The organism is Xanthobacter sp. (assembly GCF_041911315.1).
Taxonomy (GTDB): domain Bacteria; phylum Pseudomonadota; class Alphaproteobacteria; order Rhizobiales; family Xanthobacteraceae; genus Xanthobacter; species Xanthobacter aminoxidans.
Window position 1 is genome coordinate 24,730 of sequence record NZ_JAYRPE010000086.1, and the last position, 22,404, is coordinate 47,133.

Annotated in this window: 17 protein-coding genes; 6 read left to right on the forward strand and 11 right to left on the reverse strand. The window is 68.1% G+C overall.

Features of this window, described 5'->3' with window-relative positions:
* Positions 1–22 precede the first annotated feature (22 nt).
* The 5 genes from ACE3QW_RS24420 to ACE3QW_RS24440 all read right to left on the reverse strand — a co-directional run bounded on the left by ACE3QW_RS24420 (position 23) and on the right by ACE3QW_RS24440 (position 8,884).
* Positions 23–1,618: a PEP/pyruvate-binding domain-containing protein gene (locus ACE3QW_RS24420; protein WP_374254625.1), complete on the reverse strand. Its 1,596-nt coding sequence runs from the start codon at positions 1,616–1,618 to the stop codon at positions 23–25.
* The gene (locus tag ACE3QW_RS24425; RefSeq protein WP_374254626.1) at positions 1,615–3,558 is read right to left on the reverse strand and encodes a hypothetical protein; all 1,944 of its coding nucleotides are present in this window, start codon (positions 3,556–3,558) and stop codon (positions 1,615–1,617) included. Before ACE3QW_RS24425 ends, ACE3QW_RS24420 begins: the two co-directional genes overlap by 4 nt.
* A gap of 133 nt (positions 3,559–3,691) precedes the next feature.
* Positions 3,692–6,514 carry a cation-translocating P-type ATPase gene (locus tag ACE3QW_RS24430; protein WP_374254628.1) on the reverse strand — a complete coding sequence of 941 codons (2,823 nt, stop codon included), beginning with the start codon at positions 6,512–6,514 and terminating at the stop codon, positions 3,692–3,694.
* A gap of 67 nt (positions 6,515–6,581) precedes the next feature.
* A complete protein-coding gene (locus ACE3QW_RS24435) occupies positions 6,582–7,211 on the reverse strand; it encodes a glutathione S-transferase family protein (RefSeq protein ID WP_374254726.1) in 630 nt (209 codons plus the stop codon).
* Positions 7,212–7,345: 134 nt separating this feature from the next.
* Complete coding sequence (locus tag ACE3QW_RS24440; RefSeq protein ID WP_374254630.1) at positions 7,346–8,884, reverse strand: MFS transporter; 1,539 nt, start codon at positions 8,882–8,884, stop codon at positions 7,346–7,348.
* Between the two features lie 138 nt (positions 8,885–9,022).
* Here ACE3QW_RS24440 and ACE3QW_RS24445 point away from each other — a divergent pair, with 138 nt between their 5' ends.
* A complete protein-coding gene (locus tag ACE3QW_RS24445) occupies positions 9,023–9,934 on the forward strand; it encodes a LysR family transcriptional regulator (RefSeq protein ID WP_374254632.1) in 912 nt (303 codons plus the stop codon).
* Between the two features lie 39 nt (positions 9,935–9,973).
* Here the strand turns inward: ACE3QW_RS24445 and ACE3QW_RS24450 are convergent, their stop codons facing one another.
* Complete coding sequence (locus ACE3QW_RS24450) at positions 9,974–10,747, reverse strand: ferredoxin--NADP reductase (protein ID WP_374254634.1); 774 nt, start codon at positions 10,745–10,747, stop codon at positions 9,974–9,976.
* A 192-nt stretch (positions 10,748–10,939) separates the two neighbouring features.
* Between ACE3QW_RS24450 and ACE3QW_RS24455 the strand changes: the two genes are divergently transcribed.
* From ACE3QW_RS24455 to ACE3QW_RS24475, 5 genes are all read left to right on the forward strand, one after another.
* On the forward strand, positions 10,940–12,544 hold the full coding sequence (locus ACE3QW_RS24455; protein ID WP_374254636.1) for an acyl CoA:acetate/3-ketoacid CoA transferase: 1,605 nt from the start codon (positions 10,940–10,942) through the stop codon (positions 12,542–12,544).
* Positions 12,545–12,585: 41 nt separating this feature from the next.
* Positions 12,586–13,269: a TetR/AcrR family transcriptional regulator gene (locus ACE3QW_RS24460; protein WP_250165237.1), complete on the forward strand. Its 684-nt coding sequence runs from the start codon at positions 12,586–12,588 to the stop codon at positions 13,267–13,269.
* A 416-nt stretch (positions 13,270–13,685) separates the two neighbouring features.
* Positions 13,686–15,161 (forward strand): hypothetical protein, encoded by a 1,476-nt coding sequence (locus ACE3QW_RS24465; protein ID WP_374254638.1) that lies wholly within the window; start codon positions 13,686–13,688, stop codon positions 15,159–15,161.
* A 59-nt stretch (positions 15,162–15,220) separates the two neighbouring features.
* Positions 15,221–16,129 carry an NAD(P)-dependent oxidoreductase gene (locus ACE3QW_RS24470; RefSeq protein ID WP_374254640.1) on the forward strand — a complete coding sequence of 303 codons (909 nt, stop codon included), beginning with the start codon at positions 15,221–15,223 and terminating at the stop codon, positions 16,127–16,129.
* Positions 16,126–16,896, forward strand: a complete 771-nt coding sequence (locus ACE3QW_RS24475) for an enoyl-CoA hydratase/isomerase family protein (RefSeq protein ID WP_374254642.1) — start codon at positions 16,126–16,128, stop codon at positions 16,894–16,896. The genes ACE3QW_RS24470 and ACE3QW_RS24475 overlap by 4 nt, the downstream gene beginning before the upstream one ends.
* A gap of 20 nt (positions 16,897–16,916) precedes the next feature.
* Here ACE3QW_RS24475 and ACE3QW_RS24480 read toward each other — a convergent pair whose 3' ends face one another.
* The 5 genes from ACE3QW_RS24480 to ACE3QW_RS24500 all read right to left on the reverse strand — a co-directional run bounded on the left by ACE3QW_RS24480 (position 16,917) and on the right by ACE3QW_RS24500 (position 22,070).
* A complete protein-coding gene (locus ACE3QW_RS24480) occupies positions 16,917–18,512 on the reverse strand; it encodes an AAA family ATPase (RefSeq protein ID WP_374254644.1) in 1,596 nt (531 codons plus the stop codon).
* A 53-nt stretch (positions 18,513–18,565) separates the two neighbouring features.
* Complete coding sequence (locus ACE3QW_RS24485; RefSeq protein WP_374254646.1) at positions 18,566–19,366, reverse strand: 2-keto-4-pentenoate hydratase; 801 nt, start codon at positions 19,364–19,366, stop codon at positions 18,566–18,568.
* Positions 19,363–20,166, reverse strand: coding sequence for a shikimate dehydrogenase (locus tag ACE3QW_RS24490; protein WP_374254648.1), 804 nt, complete (start codon positions 20,164–20,166; stop codon positions 19,363–19,365). Before ACE3QW_RS24490 ends, ACE3QW_RS24485 begins: the two co-directional genes overlap by 4 nt.
* A gap of 175 nt (positions 20,167–20,341) precedes the next feature.
* Positions 20,342–21,334, reverse strand: a complete 993-nt coding sequence (locus ACE3QW_RS24495) for an ABC transporter substrate-binding protein (RefSeq protein ID WP_374254650.1) — start codon at positions 21,332–21,334, stop codon at positions 20,342–20,344.
* 217 nt (positions 21,335–21,551) lie between these two features.
* Positions 21,552–22,070: a MarR family winged helix-turn-helix transcriptional regulator gene (locus tag ACE3QW_RS24500; RefSeq protein WP_374254651.1), complete on the reverse strand. Its 519-nt coding sequence runs from the start codon at positions 22,068–22,070 to the stop codon at positions 21,552–21,554.
* Positions 22,071–22,404: the final 334 nt, after the last annotated feature.

Genomic DNA, 22,404 nt, shown 5'->3' on the forward strand with positions numbered 1-22,404 from the left:
CTGATGGATCGGCGCCGAGGCCTCACGCCGGAGCCGATGCGGCGGCCCGCCAGCCGTTGACCACGGCAAGCTCCGCCTCCGGCTCTTCCGACATCACCGCGCGCCGGCCCATGAAGACGCTGCCGGCCTCGCCGTCGAGGGAGAGCCAGTCCCCCTCCCCCAGCGTCTCGGCCCCGAGCCGGGCGCGGCGGGCGGCGGGATCGATGACCAGCGCGGCGCAGCCGACCACGCAGGCCCGGCCGAGCTGGCGCGCCACCACGGCGGCATGGGCGGTGCGCCCGCCGACGCTGGTGAGGATACCGGCGGCCAGCGCCAGCGCGGCGATGTCGTCGGTCGCCACATCCGGGCGCAGCAGGATCACCGGATCGCCCGTCCCGGCAAGGCGGCGGGCGCCCTCTTCGTCGAACGCCACCCGGCCGCTCACCGTGCCGGGCGAGGCGGCGACGCCGTGCGCCACCGGCTCCGCAGCGCCGGAAAAGCGGGTGGCGGCGACGGCGGAGAGGTCCACGCCCTCCAGCAGCGCCAGCCCCTCTGCCGGGGTAATGGCGCCTTCCGCCACCATGTCCACGGCGATCTTCAGCGCGGCGCGCGGCGTGCGCTTGGCGGCGCGGGTCTGGAGGAAATAGAGGCGACCTTCCTCGAAGGTGAATTCCACGTCCTGCACATCGCGATAATGCCGCTCCAGCGCCGCGACTCCCTCGGCCAGCGCTGTGGCGACATCGGGGAGCACCGCGCCGAGGCGGTCGAGCCCCACCGGCTGGCGGCGGCCGGAGACCACGTCCTCGCCCTGCGCGTCGAACAGGAGATCGGCATAGAGGCCCGGCGCCCCGCTCGCCGGATTGCGCGAGAAGGCGACGCCCGAGCCCGAGCGCACGCCGGCATTGCCGAACACCATGGCCTGCACCGTCACCGCCGTGCCGGCCAGATGCTCCAGATGGTTCAGTCGGCGATACTCCACCGCCTTAGGCGCCGCCCAGGAACGGAACACCGCCTCAACCGCCTCGGCGAGCTGGTCGCGGGGATCTTCGGGCACGCTCGCGCCGTAGCCGTCGCGGGCAAGGTCCAGATAGCGCGCGGCGAGGCGCTCCAGCGCCTCCGGGTCCAGCCCCTGCTCGCTCAACGCCTGCTCGGCGGCGATGAGATCGCGCTGCACCTGCTCGAACGGCGCGCGGGGCAGGCCGGCCACCACCTCGCACCAGCCCTCGATGAAGCGGCGATGGCAGTCGAAGGCGAGGCGCGGGTTGCCGTGAAGGCGCATGAGGCCGCGCGCGGTCTCGGCGGTCATGCCCACGTCCAGCACGGTCTCCAGCATCCCCGGCATGGACTTCTCCGCGCCGGAGCGCACCGAGACGAGGAGCGGGCGGCGGCGGTCGCCGAAGCGCCGGCCGGTGGCGGCTTCGAGGAAGGCGAGGCCATCCTCCAGCAGGCGCCGCACTTCACCCGCGCGGCGTTCGCCGCACAGGGAAGCGGAGAGCACGAAAGCCGGTGGCACATCGAGCCCCAGCGCATTCATGCGCCAGAGCTGGGCGGCCTTGGAGCCGAAATCATGGGCGGTGAGCGGCGCTTTGGTGCCGCCGGGGCCGATGAAGGCGATGGGGTGCGAGGTTTCGTGCTTCACGGGGCCATCTCCTCCAGCACCGAGGCGCGCAGCGCGAGGGCGGCGCGGGCCAGTTCGTCGGTGGCGCCCTCGATGGCGCGGGCGAGTTCCAGGGTCGCGACCAGCGCCCCGGCATCGGCGGGATCGCTTCCTCCCGGCGTCAGGGCCGCTTCCTGCACCCGGCGATGGGCGGCATCGGCCCGGCGCTCGCCCTCGGTCACGGCGTCGATGGCTTCCAGCGTGTCGGTCACGTCCTCCCGCCGGCCGGCCGAGCCCTCGCTGGCGGCGGCCACCGCCCGCACGAGATCGGAGCAGCAGACCACCGCGCCGGCGGCGAGATCACGCAGGGGCGGCACTGCGGCGCCGGGCTTCAGCCGCGCGGCGCTGGCGAGGAAGGCGGCCTCCTCGAACGCATCCACCGCCTGCTCGGCGGCATCCGCCACGGGCAGGAAGCGACCGCCCTGCCCGAACGGACCGCTCGCCCGCTCGCGGGCGCCGACGATCTGCCGGTCGGCCTTCTCCTCCAGCCGCTTGGCGCGGCTGCGGAGCGCATCGCGGGCCACATCAGAAAGATCGGCCGGGCCATCAAGCACGCCGGCGACCTCGCCGGCCAGCATCCGGGCAATGCCGAGCTGGCGCAGCACCACGGCCAGCATCTCCTCCTCCACCGAGCCGAAGCTGCGCGCGAGTTCGGCGCGCACCTCGTCGCGGATGAGCCGGGCGGAACGGCCGGCGGTCAGCCCCTCGCTGGCAAGGCGCAGCACCTCGGCGAGGAAGCGCGCCGCACCCTCGCGCCCCAGCACCCGGTCCAGCCGCGCGCCATAGGGCACCCGCCCCTCGGCGCTGCGCCGCACGGCGTCGAACACCAGTTCCGGCCCGCCCATCTCAAGAAACCCGCGATGGCCGATGGCGCCGCGCGCGGCGGTGCGCAGCAAGGCGATGGCGGTAGGCTTGTCCACGAAGGTCTGGAGCGCCTTGCGCGCCTTGTTCCAGTCGATGAGGAAGACGATGTTGCGGCCCACCGCCGCCAGAAAACCGTCCAGCGCCTCCGCATCGGTCGCGACGAAGCGGCCGGTGACGAGGTGGAAGGCCGCGCCCCCCGCGATGCCCGCCGCCGTGCGCTCGGCGAGCGGCGTCCACTCGGCCCCCGCATCCGAGAACAGGGAGATGAAGAACTTGGCGCGGGAGCGGTGCACGTCCGTGTAGGTGACGGTGGCCGCGAGCCCCTCCACCGCGATGATGATGACATGGGCATCGGTGGTGCCGATGTCGTTCTGGATCACGAGGCGCGCCCCGCTGCGGCTCGCCGTGGTGTCGAGGCCGGGATGGCCGAAGATCAGCCCCCGCGTCTCGCCGAGCCCCGCCATGAAGGCGGCGATGCGCGGCTTGTCCTCTTCCGCGATGCCCAGCGTCCGCGCGCCCGCCACCGTCTCCGCCGAAAGGGCAGCGGAAAGGCGGTTCAGCGCCTTGTGCAAATCCATGACGAGGAGATGCGCGCTGTCCGCCCCGCCGCGTCGGGCGCTGGTCAGGCGTACCAGATCGGCCTCGGAGAGGATGTCCTCCGTGCCCGCGCCGAACGCCGTGCGCAGGGCGGCAAGCCGGGCAGCGAAGCTTTCCGCACCCGCGTCGCCGGCCGCCTCCAGCGGATCGGCCATGGCGGCGATGTCGTCGAGGATCGCCTGCGTCAGCCGGCCGGCGCCGCTGACCTGATAGGAACCCCCGTCGAGCAGCCGGGCGCTGGCGATGGCCGCGTCGAGCCCGTCCCCCATGAGGCCGGCGGCGCGGGCCTCGGCGTCCAGCGGGCGAAGAGGCGTGGCGGGCGCACGGGCACGGGCGGCGGCATCCTGCAAGGCGGTCATGCGCAGCTTGGCGCGGTCGTTGGCGGCGAGCGCGCGCTCCAGCCGCGCCGGGAGCAGCAACCCGCCCTCGCCGAGCGCCTCGACGATCAGGGTCTTCTCCATGCCTCCGCCTCCTCGCAACCCACAGCCCGCCCGTGCGCCGGCCACAAGGGCCAGCGCCGGGTGTCGAAAGGCTGTGTGGGACTTTCGGCGCCCCGGTCTACGACGGGCATCTGACAAATCGACGACAGGCCGCTCACGCCACGCGCCTGCGCCGAAGCGCCCGCGCGGCGAGCTTCCAAAGCTCGCGCGTCCACACGACCGAGCTTGCCACCGCCGCGCACAGCAGCCAGTCGCGCGCAGTCAGTGGCACGGTCGAGAAGGCCTGCTGCAGCACAGGCAAATAGAGCACCAGCGCATGGAGGAGGAACGAGCCGGCCACGGCGGCGAGGAGCCAGCGGTTGGCGAAGGGCCGCACGAAGGCGCTCGCGGTGTCGGAGCGCGCGTTGAAGACATTGAACAGCTGGAACAGAACGAGGGTGGTGAAGGCCATGGTCTGGCCGTAGGCCAGCGTGCCGTGGCCCTCCACGAGCCCGCCCGGCAGAGACAGGTCGATGACGAAAAGCGTGCCCGCTGCCATCACCGCGCCAACGAAAACGATGCCCGCCCACATGGTGCCGGTGATGACACCCTCGCCCCTCCGGCGCGGCGGCCGCGTCATCACGTCCCGATCGGCCGGATCGATGCCGAGGGCGAGCGCGGGCGCGCCGTCTGTCACGAGGTTGATCCAGAGAATCTGGGTGGCGAGCAGCGGTAGCGCCACGCCGCCGCCGGCCGCCCCGGCCGCGGCCGAAAGGCCGATGCGCCCGGCGAGGAGCAGGCCGAGGACCATGGTCATCACCTCGCCGATGTTGGACGACAGCAGGTAGCGCAGGAACTTGCGGATATTGGCGAAGATCGCCCGGCCTTCCGCCACGGCGCGCACGATGGTGGCGAAGTTGTCGTCCGCCAGCACCATGTCGGCCGCCTCCTTCGACACGTCCGTGCCGGTGGTGCCCATGGCGATGCCGATGTCCGCCGCCTTGAGGGCCGGCGCGTCGTTCACCCCGTCGCCGGTCACGGCGACCGTCTCGCCGGCCCGCCGAAGGGCCGCGACGATCCTCAGTTTGTGCTCGGGATCGACACGGGCATAGACGGACTCCTGCGCGACCACCCGGTCCAGCCCGGCCTCGTCCAAAGCGGCGATGCGGGCCCCGGTCACGACCCCGGCGTCCACCGGAATGCCCAACTCGCGAGCGATGACGGCGGCGGTGGCCGGATGGTCGCCGGTCATCATGAGGGTGCGGATGCCGGCGGCGTGCGCCTGCGCCACCGCCGCCCGCGCCTCGGGCCGGGGCGGGTCCATCATGCCGATGAGGCCGATGAAGACGAGATCGCGCTCGTGCTCCGCGGTGACGGCCCCACCCGCGAGGTCAGGGGCCGGCAAAGCCCGATAGGCGACGCCGAGCGTGCGCAGCGCCTCCCCGGCAAGCGCGTCATTGGCGGCCAGGATGGCGGCGCGGCGCGCCGCGCCGAGCGGCACCTCGGCCTCGCCCCGAAGCTCGCCGGTGCAGTGGGCAAGCAGCACGTCCGGCGCGCCCTTGGTGACGAGGATGAGGTGGGAGGGCCGTTCCGCGTCGCTGTGCAGGGTGCTCATGAGCTTGCGCTCGGACGAGAAGGGCACCTCGCCCAGCCGGGCGAAGCGCGCATCGAGCGCCGGGGCGCTTAGGCCCGCCTTGCGCGCGGCGACGATGAGCGCGCCTTCCGTGGGATCACCATGCACCACAAATCCGTCCGCTCCTTGGCGGAGGATGGCGTTGTTGGCCCGCTCGGCGGCGATGAGCGCGCGCTCGACCTCCTGCTCCAGCGCCGGCCGGTCGGCCAGCGCGTCGGGAAATTCCAGCGCGCCGTCGGGGGCATAGCCGGTGCCGGTGAGGGCGACGCTCCCACTTGCCGTCACCACGCGGCGCACGGTCATCTCGTTGCGGGTCAGCGTTCCGGTCTTGTCGGAGGCGATCACCGTGGCTGAGCCCAGCGTCTCCACGGCGGCGAGGCGGCGCACGATGGCCTTGTTGCGGGCCATGCGCTGCATGCCCAGCGACAGCACCGCCGTCACCACCGCCGGCAGGCCCTCCGGCACCGCGGCGACGGCGAGTGCGACGCCGAGGATCAGCACATTCAACACCTGCGGCAGGTCGCGCACGCCCTCCATGAGGAGGATGGTGCCGATGACCGCCCCGGCAATGGCGAGGACGACGCCGCCGAGCACCCGGCCGACCCGCTCCAGTTCCCGCTGGAGGGGCGTCTCGTCCTGCGGCGCCTTCTCGATGAGGCCGGCGATGCGCCCCATCAGCGACTGCATGCCGACCGCCGTCACCACCGCCCGGCCGTGGCCATAGACCGCATGGGTGCCGCTCCACACCATATTGGCGCGGTCCGCCGGCTCGGCCCCGTCCGGCAGCGCCGCCACGTCCTTCGCGGTGGGCACGCTCTCGCCGGTGAGCGCCGCCTCCACCGTCTGCAACGCGGTGGCCTGCAGGAGGCGGCCATCGGCCGGAATGGTGTCGCCTTCCGCCACGAGGATGACATCGCCGGGCACGAGCGCGGCGGCGTCGATGGACAGGGTTTCGCCGTCGCGTATGACCCGCGCATGGGCAGCCGAAAGCCGCCTCAGCGCCGCCGCGGCGCGCTCCGCCCGCGCTTCCTGCACATAGCCCATGACGGCGTTGAGGAGCACGATGGAGAAGATGGCGAGCGCCTCATAGGGCAGCGGCGTCCCGCGCTCATGCAGCCAGATGGCGGCCGAGATGGCGCCGGCGGCGATGAGCATGAGAACGAGAGCGCTGGCGAACTGGTCGAGGAGCCGCCGCCATCCGCCGCCCGGCGGCGCGGTGGCGATCAGGTTCGGACCGAAGATCGCCTGCCGCCGCTCCGCCTCGGCGCAGGAAAGGCCGCGCTCAGCATCGCTGCCCAGCACGGCGAGCACCGCTTCGGCGGACTGTCGGTAGGGCTCGGAAGAAGCAACGGCAATCGGCAACATGACGCAACGATAACCGCATGGCCGCGACGTGGTGCTGACACAGAGCAAATATCCCGCGGGATTCCGCTCAGGTCCGGTAGCCCTCCTCGGCCAGCACCTGCCGCACCACGGGGCGGGCGCGCAGGCGCTGGTAGTGGGCCTTCACCTTGGGCGGCAGGGGGATGCCGACGCGGTCCGCCCAGAATTCGTTGTAGAACAGCGCCGCATCGGCGATGGAGAAGCGATCCCCCACGGCGAAGCCCTCGGCCGGCAGACGCCGCTCCACCACATCGAACCCCTGTGTCACGATCTCCCGGCCGTGGGATGTCACGTCGTCTTTCAGACGTCCTGTGTCTTCCGGCGCGACATAGCGCTCGGCCACGAACACGCGGGTGAAGCCCTCGCCGTGCAGCTGGCCGATGGCGAAATTCATCAGCTCTTCGGCCTGAGCGGCCAGCGCCGGGTCCTCCGGCAGGAGCTTGCCGCGCGGATAGGTGCGGGCGAGCCACAAGGCGATGGACCTGAAGTCGCACAAGGGTTCGCCACCATCCGGCACCAGGGTCGGGATGGTGCCGCGCGGGTTGATCTTGAGATAGTCGGGACGCAAATGGTCGCCGGCGGGGATGTTGATGATCCACGCCTCGAACGGCAGTTCCAGCGTCTCGAGCAGGATGTGGATGCCCGTGGAGCAGGACCCGGGCGTCATGTAGAATTTCATGGCCATGAGGACGGCCAAGCAAGAAGCGTGACAGGGCGGGAGCGTCGTTTTCGCCCGTCTTGTTTTGCTGCCCCCTTTCGAGGCCGTCATCGCCCGCGGTGGGAGAGGGGGCGCCGGAGCGCAAATCCCGCCCCCTACTTCTCCACGAACGCCTCCTCGCCCGCTTCGCCCGTCTCCGGCGCCGGCTGGCGGAGCAGCGCGAGAATGACGAGCGCGGAAACCGCCGTGACCGCAATGAGCACGAGGCTCAGATGCTGAAAGGCGACGGCATAGCTCTCGCGGAGCTGCGGTGCCGTCAGGCCCGGCAGAAGCTCGGATGCCCCGTGGACATCGCCCATCGCCAGCCGCTGCGCGGCCGCGCCTGCGTCCCCGTCGCCCGGCGGGACCAAGGCGGCCAGCCGGGCTTTGGTGAGCCCCGCCAGGATGGCGTTGCCGATGGCCAATGCGATGCCCTCTCCCGCCACCCGTGTGGTGCTGAAGATGCCGGTGGCCATGCCGGCACGCTCGCGGGGGACCACGCTGACGGACAGCCCATCCATGAGCCCCCAGGGGAAGCCGGTTCCAATGCCGATGAGCAGCATGGGGAGGATCACGGCTGTGCCCTTGGCGGCGGGATCGATGCGGCCGAGCCAGAACAGTCCGAGCGCGGCCAGAAGCAGACCCGCGCCGGACAGGACACCCGCCGACACCCATCGCACGAGATGGGAGGCCACCAGCGGCACGATCAGCATCGGCGCGGAGAGGGCGATGAGCAGCAGACCCGCATCGAACGCGGAAAGTCCGCCGATGCCGATGAAGCGCAGGGGCAGCAGGACCAGAAGGACCACGTAGCAATAACAGGTGGCGATGGGCAGAACCTGCACGCCGACAAAGCGGGGATATCGAAAAAGGGAGAGGTCCAGCATCGGCCGCGCCGCTCTCGTCTCCACACGAATGAACGCGGCGAGCATGACCGCCGCCCCGAGCAGCGCGGACAGGACGAGCGGGTGGCCCCAGCCCATCTCAGGCGCCTCGATGACACCATAGGTGAACAGCGTCAGCGTTGCCGTGAAGGTCACGGCCCCCGGCCAGTCGAGGCCAACGGCGTCGGGGTCCCGGCTTTCCCGCATCGTCCGGGCCGTCAGAAGCACGGAGAGCGCGCCGATCAGCGTCCCCGAGAGAAAGATGGCCCGCCAGCCGGACATCCCGATGAGAAACCCCGCCAGAAGCGGTCCGAAGGCCAGCCCCACACCGAATGTCGTGCCGAGAAAGCTGAACGCCCGCGTCCGCGCGTGCCCCTCGAACTCCTGCGCCAGCGCCGCCGTTCCGCCGGCGAGCGCGGCGGCCGCGGCAAAGCCCTGTCCGCCACGAAGCAGGTCGAGGATGAGGATGGACGGCGCCAGGCTCAATCCGAGGGAGAGCACCGCGAAGACGATGATGCCCATCATGAACAGGCGCCGGCGGCCGAACTGGTCGGCGAGGGCGCCCGCCGCCATGAGGGAGCTGCCGAACGTCAGCATGAAGGCGTTGGTGATCCAGTTGAGCGCCGTCGGGCTCCCGCCGAGATCGCCGCCGATCGCCGGGGTGGCCACCGCCCCGCCGGAAAAGCTGAGGGGGAGAACGAGCGCTGCAAGGCAGACCGCCATCAGGATCGATGTCTTGCCGGTGGCGGGGGCAGCGAACGTGGCGGACATGCGGGGCTTTCCGTCTCGGCTTGGACGCGGGCGATGCGGACGCATCAAGCCGCCGAGCCGGAATTATCGCGGAGTGATAGCGCGATAAATGGCTCTGATGTCCGTTGATTACGGAGAAAAATTCCCCAATATGCGTGCATGGAGAGTTTGAGCGGCATCGCGGCGTTCGTGCAGGCGGCGGAGCATCAGAGCTTCGTGGCGGCGGCCCGCGTGCTCGGCATATCCGCTTCCGCCGTCGGCAAGAGCATCGCCAAGCTGGAAGACAGCGTTGGTGCGCGGCTGTTCCATCGCACCACACGGCGCATTTCGCTCACCGAGGAAGGCGCGGCCTTCCACGAGCGCTGTCGCCGCATTCTGGACGATCTGCGCGACGCCGAGGCGATGCTGTCGGCTGCGACGCGCGCGCCCCGCGGCCGGCTCCGTGTCGGCGCGCCGACGATCGGCTACCGCTTCCTCCTGCCGGTCATCCCGGAATTCCGGCGGCGCTATCCCGACATCGAGCTGGACATCGACTTCAATGATCGTCTCGTCGATGTAGTGGAGGAGGGACTGGATGCGGTGATCCGCAGCGGTCCGCTGACCGATTCCAGCCTGATATCGCGTCGCCTCGGCCCGTTCCGCTTCGTGCTGTGCGCCTCTCCCGCCTATCTCGAGCGCAACGGCATCCCGCACGCTCCCCCGGATCTGGAACGGCACGATTGCCTTCGCTTCCGCTTCCCGACCTCGGGCAAGCTGCAGACATGGCCCCTCAGGGACGCGGACGGGGTCGATCCCTTCCGTCGTCCCTCGCCCCTGACCTGCAACAACATGGAGGCCCTGCGCGGGGCGGCGATTGCGGGGCTGGGGATCGCCTATATGCCGGAATTTCTGGCGCGGGATGCGGTGGCGGACGGCCTGCTGCACACCGTTCTCGGCGAGCATCTCGCCGATCCCGGGCAATTCAGCATTCTGTGGCCGTCTAACCGTCTGGTGTCGCCGCGCCTGCGCGTCTTCATCGACTACATGGCGGAGCGCCTGTTCAGGGACGTGAAACCGCGGACGCCGCGATAGGCCCGCGCGCGCTTCGGCTCCATTCCTCCGGGGCGCCGTCTACTTCTCCACGAACGCCTTCTCGATCACGTAGTGCCCCGGCTCGGACATGCTGCCCTCGGCGAAGCCCTGCCCATCGAGCAGGCCACGGATGTCGGCGATCATGGCGGGGCTGCCGCACAGCATCACCCGGTCGTGCTCTTTGTCGAGCGGCGGCAGGCCGATGTCGGTGAAGAACTTGCCTGATGTCATCAGGTCGGTGAGGCGGCCCTGATTGCGGAACGGCTCGCGGGTGACGGTGGGATAATAGATCAGCCGTTCCCGCACCTCCTCGCCGAGGAGGGGATCGTTGGGCAGTTCCTTCGTCAGGTAGTCGGAATAGGCCAGCTCCGCCACCGTGCGGCAGCCGTGGGCCAGCACCACCTTGTCGAAGCGCGCATAGGTGTCGGGATCGCGAATGATGCTGAGGAAGGGCGCGAGCCCCGTGCCGGTGCCGAGCAGATAGAGCGTGCGGCCGGGCAGGAGATTGTCGTGGATGAGGGTGCCCGTGGGCTTCTTCCCCACCAGGATGCGGTCGCCCACCTTCAGGTGCTGGAGGCGCGAGGTGAGCGGGCCGTTCTGGACCTTGATGGAGAAGAATTCCAGCTCCTCGTCATAGTTGGGCGAGACGATGGAATAGGCGCGCACCAGCGGCCGGCCATCCACCTCCAGCCCGATCATGGTGAACTGGCCATTGATGAAGCGCAGCGCCGGGCTGCGGGTGGTGCGGAAGCTGAACAGGGTGTCGGTCCAGTGATGGACGCTGAGCACGTCCTGCGTCTCGAAATGGCTCATGGTCGATCCGGTGGCGTTGGGCCGCGCGTCCGCCCTGGAGGCGCGCACAAGGGCGCGCCCGCGCGGCACGGGGCGAATTGACGATGGACGGATCGAGACATATAACTAACTAGTGAGTTAAGCAAGACGGAGCCCCGCGCCTGAAGGCCCGGCGGCCCCGCGGCATGGGCGGAATGGCAGGGGAGGATCGGCATGGCGATGCGCGTTCTGAGCGCGGAGGAAGCCGCGCGGCTGGTGGAGAGTGGCGACACCATCCTCATCGGCGGCTCGGGCGGCGGCCATGCGGTGCCGGACACCCTCATCGCCGCCGTGGCCGAGCGCTTCCTGAAGGAAGGCGCGCCGCGCGGCCTCACCACCGTGCATCCCGTGGGCCTCGGCGATCGCAAGACCCGCGGCGTCGGCCACCTCGCCCATGACGGCCTGTTGAAGCGCGTGGTCTGCGGCACGCTGGTGGATTCCCCGCCGGTGGAGAAGATGGCGCTGGAGGACCGCGTCGAGGCCTACACCCTGCCCCAGGGCGCCCTCTCCCAGCTCACCCGCGAAATGGCCTCCGGCCGCCCGGGCCTTGTGACCCATGTGGGCCTCAACACCTTCATCGACCCGCGCCTCGGCGGCGGGCGACAGAGCCCGTCCGCGACGGAAGACCTGGTGGAGGTGGTTCAGCTCGCCGGGCGGGAATGGCTCTTCTACAAGCCGTTCGTGCCCAACATCGCCTTCCTGCGCGGCACCACGGCGGACGAGGACGGCAACATCTCCATGGAACAGGAGGCCATCTTCGGCGAGATGATCTCCATGGCGCAGGCGACCAAGCGCGCCGGTGGCATCGTCATCGTGCAGGTGAAGCGCCTCGCCCGGCGCGGCACGCTGAACCCGAAGATGGTGAAGATCCCCGGCATTCTCGTCGACGTGGTGGTGGTCGATCCCGACCAGATGCAGACCTATGTCTCGGACTACAACCCCGCCTATGCCGGCGAGCTGAAGATCCCGCTCTCCGCCATCGCGCCCCTGCCCTTCGACCCGCGCAAGGTCATCGCCCGGCGCGCGGCGCTGGAGCTTTATGCGGGGGCGGTGTGCAACCTCGGCTCCGGCATCTCCACTGGCATCGCCACCGTGGCGGCGGAGGAAGGGTGCCTCGATGCCATTACCCTGACCAACGAACAGGGCCTCATCGGCGGCGCGCCGGCGAGCGGCAACGAGGTGGGCGCCAGCCGCAACTTCCACGCCATGATCGACCAGCCCTACCAGTTCGATTTCTACGACGGCGGCGGGCTGGACATTGCCTTCCTCTCCTTCGCCGAGGTGGATGCGGAAGGCTCGGTGAACGTCTCGCGCTTCTCCGACCGCATCATCGGCCCCGGCGGCTTCATCAACATCTCGCAGAACGCCAAGAAGGTGGTTTTCTCCGGCACCTTCACCTCGGGCGGGCTCGACATGGCCTGGCCGGAGGGCCGCACCGTGATCCGCAAGGAGGGGCGCGACTTGAAGTTCGTGGATCGCCTCCAGCAGCTCACCTACAGCGGCGCCTACGCGGCGGGCATCGGGCAGGAGGCGCTTTACGTCACCGAGCGGGCCGTGTTCCGGCGCGGCGCTTCCGGCCGGCTGGAGCTGATCGAGATCGCCCCCGGCATCGACATGGAGCGCGACGTGCTCGCGCACATGGATTTCCGCCCGGACATCGCCGGGGATTTGCGACCCATGGATGCCGCGCTGTTCCTTCCGCAATCGATCGGACTTGAACAGCGGCTCGCCGTGTCGCAACGTTCGCCGCGCGGGCCCGGCGCAAGACTCAGCGCTTGAGCGGGTCCGTTCCTGTCACGCCGCCTGTTCCGGAACCTGCGATGCCCGCATCCCCTCCCGCCCGCAAGGCGGCCCGCGCTTCCACCGCCGCCCCGCAGCGCGAGGCGGCGACGCGGGATGCGGACAAGACGCGGCTGAACATCCTGGAAGCGGCCGAGGCGGAATTCGCCGCCAAGGGCCTCGCCGGGGCGCGGGTGGACGTGGTGGCCGAGGAGGCCGGCGCGAACAAGCGCATGATCTATTATTATTTCGGCAGCAAGGAAGACCTGTATCTGGCGGTGCTGGAGCGCGTCTATACCGACATGCGCGTCGCCGAGGCCGAGCTGGCGCTGGAGGCCATGGCCCCGCTCGCGGCCATCACCTGCCTCACCGAATTCAAGTTCGATTATCCCGCCCAGCACCCCCACCTCATCCCGCTGCTCAACAGCGAGAACATGCTGGGGGGCGAATATCTGCGCCGCTCCCTGCGCCTGCGCGAGATGCAGATCTCCCTCATCGCCCGGCTGGAAGCCATCCTGGCACGCGGCGCGGCCGACGGCACGCTGCGGCCCGGCATCGATCCGCTGCACCTCTATCTCACCATCTCGGCCATCAGCTATTTCTACTTCTCCAACAACCCCACCCTCTCCACCGCCTTCGGCCGCGACCTCGCGACAGCCGACGAGCGCGCCACGCGGCGCCGGCATGTGGTGGATGTGGTGACGCGGTATATCGAGAGGGTATGAGAGGGCGGAGGGGCGAGCGGGCCCGGAGCGGTTGAATAGAAGCGCCTGCCGCGGCGCAATACCCGTCCTTCGCTCACCCTCAACCGTCATGGCCGGGCTTGTCCCGGCCATCCACGTGGTGCGGCCGGGAACGCCTTCCACGCATCGTCCCCTCGGCCCGACGTGGATTCCCGGGACAAGCCCGGGCATGACACCGGCTCAGCGGGTGACGCCCCTCGATGCCCAAGCACCCTCCCCTCGCGGGATCGGGAGCATGGCCGCCCCCTCGCACCACCCCTTCCCACCGGCCACCTCCCCACGCCATCCGCATTGACAGCCCCGCCTCACCCATATTAACTAACCAGTTACATAAACAAGAACGCCCGGCGCAAGGCCCGCACCAGAAACGCCCCGAGAAACACCCCAAGGAGCCCTCCATGAAGTATGGGGATTTCCCGAAGATCACCTCTTTCCACGGCGTCGCCGGCTTTCGCGCGCATCTCGCAGAGCTGGGCGCGGACATGCCCTGCGACGACATCGTCGCCCACGGCCCCGACCAGCCGCTGGCCGCGCCCCTGACCGTAGATGGCATGACCATCGGCAACCGCTTCGCCATCCACCCCATGGAGGGCTGGGACGGCACGCGAGAGGGCGCGCCTACAGAGAACACCATTCGCCGCTGGCGGCGGTTCGGCGAGAGCGGGGCGAAGCTCATCTATGGCGGGGAGGCGGTGGCGGTGCGCCATGACGGCCGCGCCAACCCGCTCCAGCTTGTCATGAGCGAGGCGACGCAATCCGCCATCGCCGGCCTGCGCGAGACGGTGATCGCGGCGCACCGGGAGGCCACCGGCAACGACGACGATCTCGTCATCGGCCTTCAGCTCACCCACTCGGGGCGCTTCTGCAAGCCGAACGACAATCGCAAGTTCGAGCAGAAGATCCTCTATCGCCACCCGGTGCTCGACCGGAAGTTCGGCATCCCGGAGGACTATCCGGTGCTGTCGGACGACGACATCTGGCGGCTCATCGACGATTACATCATCGCCGCGAAGCGCGCGCAGGCCTGCGGCTTCGATTTCGTGGATTTGAAGCACTGCCACGGCTATCTCGGCCACGAATTCCTCTCCGCCCGCACTCGCCCCGGCGCCTTCGGCGGATCGCTGGAGAACCGCACCCGCTTCCTGCGCGAGCTGGCCGCCGGCATCCGCGCCGCCTGCCCCGGGCTGAAGTTCGGCGTGCGCCTCTCCGCCATCGACCTCATCGCCTATCGGCCCGATCCGGCGGCGAGCGTGCCCGGCATTCTCGGCCCCGGCGTGCCGGAAAGCGCGGCCGGCGCCCTGCCCTACGTCTACGGCTTCGGCACCGACGCTGGCGACCCCACGGCCTACGACCTCAACGAGACCTTCGAGGTGTTCGAGGTGCTGCGCGCGCTCGACATCCACCTCGTGAACGTCACCCTCGGCAGCCCCTATTACAATCCGCACCTCACCCGCCCCGCGAGCTATCCGCCGTCCGACGGCTACCAGCCGCCGGAAGACCCGCTTCTGGGCGTCATGCGCCATCTGGAGGTGGTGCGGGCGCTGAAGGAACGCTTCCCGGACTTCACCCTCATCGGCTCCGGCTACACCTATCTTCAGGAGTTTTTGCCGAACGTGGCGCAGGCGGTGGTGCGGCAGGGCTGGACGGATGTCGTCGGCCTCGGCCGCATGGTGCTCTCCTATCCCGATCTGCCGCTGGACGTGCTTCACGGCCGGCCCTTCCAGAAGAAGAAGGTGTGCCGCACCTTCTCCGACTGCACCTCGGCGCCGCGCAACGGCATCGTCTCCGGCTGCTATCCACTGGATGCGTTCTACAAGAAGTCCGAAGAATTCAAGCAGCTCGCGGCGGTGAAGAAGGCGGCGAAGACCGCTTGAAACGCTCAAGCCCGCGCGGCGCCTGAGCGAAGACCGCTTAAGTCTCTCGGGAGGAAACCATGGCGGAGATCGCACCCGGCGCGCGGATCGCCTTCCTCGGCACCGGCATCATGGGCGGCCACATGGCGCGGCGGCTCGCCGAGGCCGGCTTCAAAGTCGCCGCCTGGAACCGCAGCCGGGCGAAGGCGGAGCCGCTTCTCGCATATGGCGCCACCATCGCCGAGACGCCAGCCGAAGCGCTTAAGGGCGCGGCGGCGGCGGTGGTGATGCTCTCCACCGGCGCGGTGATCGACGAGGTGCTGTTCGCCGGCGCCACGCTCGATGCCCTGAAGCCGGGCGCGGCGCTGGTGGTGATGAGCTCCATTCCCGTGGAGACCTGCCGGGCGCAGGCCGCCCAAGCCGCCGCGCGGGGCATCCGATACGTGGACGCGCCCGTCTCCGGCGGCGAGGTGGGGGCACGGGACGGCACCCTCGCCATCCTTGCGGGGGGCGATGACGCCACCATCGCGGACCTCTCCCCCCTCTTCGCCCCCATGGGCCGGGCGACGCGCATCGGGCCGGTGGGGACGGGGCAGCTCGCCAAGCTCGCCAACCAGATCATCGTCGGCGCGGCCATGGCCGGCGTCGCGGAGGCGTTCGCCTTCGCCGCCAAGGGCGGGGCGGACCTCGCCAATCTGCGCACGGCGCTGATGGGCGGCTTCGGCGATTCCAAGGTGCTGAACCTCCACGGTGCGCGCATGGCGGCGCGGGATTTCGTGCCCGGCTCCCCGGCGCAATATCAATTGAAGGACCTGAGGACGGCGCAGGCGCTGGCGGGGGAGATGGGGCTGAGCCTCACTTTGCTCGACACGCTCACCGGCCTGTTCACGGACATGATGGCCCATGGCGGCACGGACCGCGATGTCTCCGCCATCTTCGAGGAGGTGGAGCGCCGCTCCGCCCGCGCACGCGAGGGAGAGGGAGCATGAGCGACACCGACGGCGCCATCCGCGTGACGCGCGAGGGGGCGGTGGCGCGCCTCGTCATCGACCGGCCGCGCAAGCACAATGCCATCACCCCCGCCATGGCCCGCGACCTCGCGGCAGCCTGCGCGGCGCTGGATGCGGACGATCAAGTGCGCGTGGTGCTGCTGACGGGCGGCGGGGAGAAGGCGTTTTCCGCCGGCTCGGACATGAATGCGCTGGGTGAGATCACCGACCTCTGGGCCTTCCGCAACCGCATCGAATATGCCGCCGTGGTGCGCGACATGCGAAAGCCCGTCATCGCCGCCCTGCGCGGCTGGGTGCTGGGCGGGGGGCTGGAGATCGCGCTCGGGGCGGACATCCGCATCGCCGGCACATCCGCTAAATTCGGCGCGCCGGAGGTGACGCGCGGCTGGGTGGGCGGCGGCGGCGCCTCCCAGATGCTGCCGCGCCTCGTGGGCTACGGGCAGGCCATGCGCCTGCTGCTCTCCGGCGACACCATCGATGCGGCGCGCGCGCGCGCCATCGGCCTCGTGGAGGAGGTGATTGATGACGACGCCCTCGACGCCCACGCCACCGCACTGGCCCAGCGCATCGCCACCTTCAGCCCCCTCGCCACCCAGGCCGTCAAAGCCGCCACCCGCGCCGCCCTCTCCATGCCGCTGGACGCCGGCATCCGCCACGAGAACGAACTGCACGTGATCTGCATGAGCGACCGGGGCCGGCAGGAGGGGATCGCGGCGTTTCAGGAGGGGCGGGAGGGGCGGTTTTGAAGGGGGGAGGAGCGGTCTGGTTAAGCCCCGAAAACGTCCTTCCGCAGCTCGGAGTAAATAGTCATGCCAGGTTTTATTAACTTCGACAGAGTGTTTCGGGCGAAAGCGCGGGCGTCGTTCCCCACCTGCCTCAATGAAAGTAACTTCTTTGCCGCGACATAGATTGCACCTGCCGCTTTTTTCATGTCATCAGCGGGATAGCCCGACTTCACTACATTTTCGATAGCAGCGGCTTTGGCGGCGAGCAATTCCTGCACCACTTCTGGCCTACCAACTGAAATACACAGCTCAGTTAGAACCTCGTCATCGTACAAATAGGCCTCAAGGTGCCGGCGGCTCAGAACACGTATACCATTCCTTTTTAAGTCCGCCACATCAGATGAGCCATGGTCATCCAGGTCGATCAGTCGAAATATTTTTATACCAGAAGCCAGCTTCGGAAGCACAGCTGCTAAACCTATGAAATCATTTTGTATTTCCTTTGAATTTCCGGCCGATATAAACACCGTGTCCGGCATCTCATCACCAAAGATAGCTTCGTAAATCCGGGCATCGTGTTCGATGTTCTTTCCATGCACCGCGCCCAGCTGATCACCCTCGCAGATCACCACCTGCTTAGGCACCACCAATGCCGAGAGGTCATCAAGAGCTACGTGCATCACGCCTTCCCAAAAGGCGCGGGTAGGCCTGCTAGGCGAGAGCGTGACGGCTTGGTCGAAATCGTGGCCGCCAAAATCTATGAAGGCTACCGATGTCGAATCGGCATCATACAGTTCACGCGCCTTCCGCATCATTCCGATCGAATGGGAAGCGATCCAAAGTTGGGAGCTTCCCGGAAGCAAGGAAACGAGCTCGCCAAGCAGCGCGCCTTGAAGCCGCGTGTTCATGTGAGTTTCGGGCTCATCGATGCAATATATCGCATCGGGATAACTGCGCCTCTTTATAACAAGATCCAAAATCAAATCAAAGGACGCCTTCTCGCCGCCGGAGAGATTTTTGTAGTCAAAACCCTTTGATTTACCCTTATCGAACTGGAACGTACCCTGATCGAGAGGATTTCCGACTCCTGTAAACGTTAAATCAGGAAACAATCGCTTGAGCGGCGCTCTAATTTCCCCAATCAGCTTTTCCCGGTAACTGCCCATCGTCGTCGCCTCCGCCTCGTTGACGAAGACGTCTTCCATAGCCTGGGCAGCCAAGCGCTGGTAGTTGATACTTACTGTCGCATCGGGTTCTATAATTCTCCTAAATGACATTTTATCAAGTACTGGACCCTGCCTGGAAAGGGAGCTAATGGCAAACTCATGATCGTTTCTGTATGCAGTTCGCACATACAGATTTCCGCGAGAAAACTTCCTACCGCATTCTGTCGTCACAGAGACCCTCGAATGCATATCGACAGCTTCATCTTGTGGGCGATCGTAGTATTTTCTATCGTCGAACCAACCTTGCCCGGTGTCGATTTTGTATTTCAGAAACAGAGCGTCGAAGAACGACGATTTTCCGCATCCGTTTGGACCAGCTAGAACGACCAATCTGGCGCTTGCCGGGACGTTCTGAATCGTCAAATCGTAAAACCGGCGAAACCGGATGATGTGGGTATCAAGCAGACGCACGGCTTCCCCCTCGGAATCGATCGACGGAGTAGAGCAAGTGCGTACTCTTTTGACTAGACCGGCGAGATCACGCTTCCCTTAGCTATTTCTGCCATAATCGCCACCCTCCCCACCGCCCCAAAATCCGCCTCCACCCGGCCCACCCCTTCCAGCCGCACCGGCGTCGTCGCGGTGCCGGTGGTTATGATGTGGCCGGCCAGCAGGGGCGCGCACAGGGGCTGGGCGTTGGCGAGGTGCTGGACGGCCTTGAGGGGGTCGCCGAGGATGCGGGCGCCGCTGCCGGTCTCGATCTCGATGCCGTCGATGACGAGCGTAACGGGGCCGGCGCGGTCGAGGGCGCGCCAGTCGGTCACCGGCGGGCCGGGGATGAAGGCGCCGTTGCCCATGCTGTCGGCGAGGCGCAGGGCGCCGGGGGCCTCCGGGGGCACGCGGCCATCGGCGATCTCGAAGGCGGGGATGAGCGCGGCCACCGCGTCGGCGATCTCCTCCAGCGTGTAGGGCGTCTCGCGCGGGGGGAGGTCCCGCCCCAGCAGGAAGGCGAATTCGCATTCCAGCAGCGGCGCGATGAAGCGGGAGAGCGGCACCTCCGCAGGCGACGGAAACACCCAGCCGGAGAGCAGCGGGCCGGCGACGGGCCGCGTGCCGCCATAGGCCGCGCGATCCTCTTCCTTCAGCGCGGTCACCTTCCACCCAAGGATCTCTTCCCCGGACAGGCGGACGATCTCCGCCTGCACCTGGTAGGCCTCCTCCGGCGTCGCGGGCAGGCGGGCGTCGGAGGGCAGATCGACGAGGCGGCCCTCCTGCCGCGCGGCGTGGAGCAGGCCGGCGAGGCGGGCGGCGTCTTCCGGGCTCATGGTGTCGCCTGTGGCGCGAGGCCGAAATAGGCCATCATCAGGTCGCGCTGGCCATCCAGCATGTGCTTGCCCTGGTGGATGGCGCGGCCGCGCGCGGCGGCGGCGTGGAGGAGGGCCGTCGTCTCGGGCTTCATCAGCACCTCGGCGACGAGGGTGGAAGGATCCGCCTTCTCCACATCGAAGGAGAAGGGATCATCCGGCTCAAGGCCCAGCGGCGTCGCATTCACCGCCAGATCATGGCCGGAGGGGTCGCGCGTGCCGAACGCCGTCTCGATGTGCGGGTAGGCCGCCTTCACCCGCGCGAGCAGCGCCTGCCCGATGGCCGGCGTGCGATCGAAAATCGTGAGCCGCGCCATGCCCGCCCCCGCCAGCGCGAAGGCAATGGCACTCGCCGCCCCGCCGGCGCCGGCGATGTAGACGGACTTTCCCTCCGGCCCCCAGCCCGCCTTGGCGAGGCCAGCGACGAAGCCGTGGCCATCCAACATGGTGCCGGTGAAGCTGCCATCCGCCTCCCGCCGCACGGTGTTGACGGCGCCCACCTTATCCCCGTCCCCCACCAGCCGGTCTACAATGGCCGCCACCCGCGCCTTGTGCGGCGCCGTGACGATGAAGCCATCCAGATTGGCGATGGCCTTGAGACCCGCCATCGCGGTTTCGAGTTCGTCCGGGCGGATGTGGATGGGCACGCAGACGGCATCGATGCCGTGGTCGGCGAAATACGCATTGAACACGAGCGGCGTGCGCACATGGCCGACGGGATCGCCGATGATGGCATAGAGGCGGGCGGTGCCGGCGACCATGGGGGCTCCTCGTGATAACTATCCGGTTAGGTGGTTTTGCGCGTGCGGGTTGGTCCGGGCTGGCGACGGCTCGGCCCCCGCGCGCGGCGGGGACCCTGGCATCATTCGACTGACTCGCTCCCGAACGGCACCGATACCCCTGGTGAAAGGGGGCCTGACAGCACCGATATCGCTGTCAGTTCGGCAGGAAGTCGTTGGTGTAGAACTTCGCACCCTGGGCGGGGTCGAGGTCCACGCCCGAGTATTTTGTGAGTATTTCCAGCGTGCCGGAAATATCCTTGGGGTCCGTCCACAGCGGCGGCTTCTGCTCGGTGAGCGCGGTGTGGAGCAGCGGCAGGGTGACAGTCCAGCTCGCAAGAAGGGTCTCACGTTTACCGGCTTTTGGGTTCACCTTCAGCATGGCGTCTACCGCCGCCTGCGGGTTAGCCTTGGCCTCGGCGATGGACTTCTGCAACGCGCGCAGGAAACGCTTGGCGAGGTCGGGATTCTTCTCCAGAAGATCCGGCCGCACGATGACGGACCCGTTCACCGTGTTGACGCCGAAGTCGGCGAAAAGCATGGCGTAGACAGGCTTCCCGGTGGCTTCCTCGATCAGCGGCTTCTGGTCGTTGACGTTGCCGAGGAGGAAGTCCGCCTGGCCGGACATCACCGCGTTGCGCTTGGTGGCGGCATCACCGGTGATGACCTTCACCTGGTTCTCCTGAATGCCGTTGACCTTCAGAAGTGCCGGCCACAATTGGGAAAAACTGTCACCCGGTGTATAGACGACAGTCTTTCCGATCATGTCCTTGGGGGTGCGGATGTTCTTGTCCGCGAAGCCTTGTACCGCCATGGGGCTTTTCTGCAGCATGATGCCCACGGCCTTGATGGGCGCGCCTTTGACGGCCGCCTTCACCATGGTGCCAAAATCCGCATAGCCGAACGTCGCGGAGCCTGCCGCCACCGCCTGAACGGTCGCACCGGAGCCGCGGCCCTCCTCCACGGAAAGCTCAATGCCCTCGGCGGGGAAGTATCCCTTCTCGATGCCGAGGTAGAAGGGCGCATGCTCGCCGTAATTGTACCAGTTCAGCAGCAGCGTCACCTTGTCCGCCGCCGTGGCCGAAAGGGTGGTGCACAACAGCACCGCCGCCCCACCCAGCCACGCGCCAAATTTCGCCTTGAGCGCCATCTTATCCTCCCGCTCCACCCAGCCCGTATGATGTGCGGGCCTTGTCGATTCGCTTCCGCCCCAACGCGTTGGCGCGCATCAGGGCGAGGCAGATCTCATCAGCGGGGCAACCCGCCGTGAGTTATCTAACCATATAGTTACGTCCGCCCTGCGACGTGTCAAATGGAGGCGCTCGAAACCGGGACCGAGCGGCAGCCGCCAGCGGCCCGACCCTCGCTCACTCCTCTTCCTGACCTCGACGGCGGCGGACCTTGAAATCGACCTTCAGCTCGGCGCGGCTGTAGTGATTGTTGCCCTCCACCAGCTGGGTCAGCATGGCGAGGAAGGCGGAGCGATATTCCGGGTCAAGCGGCTCCAGCAGGCGCTGCTGAGCGCGAACCATGGCGCCATACATCTCGCCCACCAACGCCCGTCCCTGCTCGGTGAGAAAGGCATTCATGGCGCGCCGGTCCGTCTCCGAGCGCTCACGACGCACGAGGCCGCGCTCGGAAAGCCGCTCCAGCACATCCGCGACATTGGTGCGGTCGATGCCCACCTCGACGCCGATGGTGCGCTGGTCGCTGCCGGAATGCTGAAGCAACGTGGTCATCAGACCGTACTGCACAGGCGTGATGTTGAAGGCCTTGCACTCCTCCAGGAAGATCGCGGAGTGGATCTGGTGCAGCCGGCGGACGAGATAGCCCGGACGTTCCCAAAGCGGCATGGTTGGGGAGGAAGCATCGCGCAGGGGAGGCATCTCCTGCACCTTTGCATCCATCCCGACCGAGGAGACGGCCTGCTTCGGCGCATCTGCCAGCCGCTGTTCCGGGGACGTCTTGGGCTCCTGGATCTTTCGCTCCAAACTCCGCCGACGCGCCGCGTCTCGACCGGGGGCGGACTTTGCGTCCAGGGCGCCGGAAGCCGTCATGTCCTTCCCCTTCAAGGCCTCACCTTCCATCTTCCTCGATCGGCGGCGCGAGACTGCATTGCGCTGCATGACGCCCTGGCCGGAAGAGATGGGAGCACAACCACCGGCGCGCCGGCAAGCGCCAGCACCTTTTGTCGACTCCCGCTCGGGAAGAGGCTTCCTA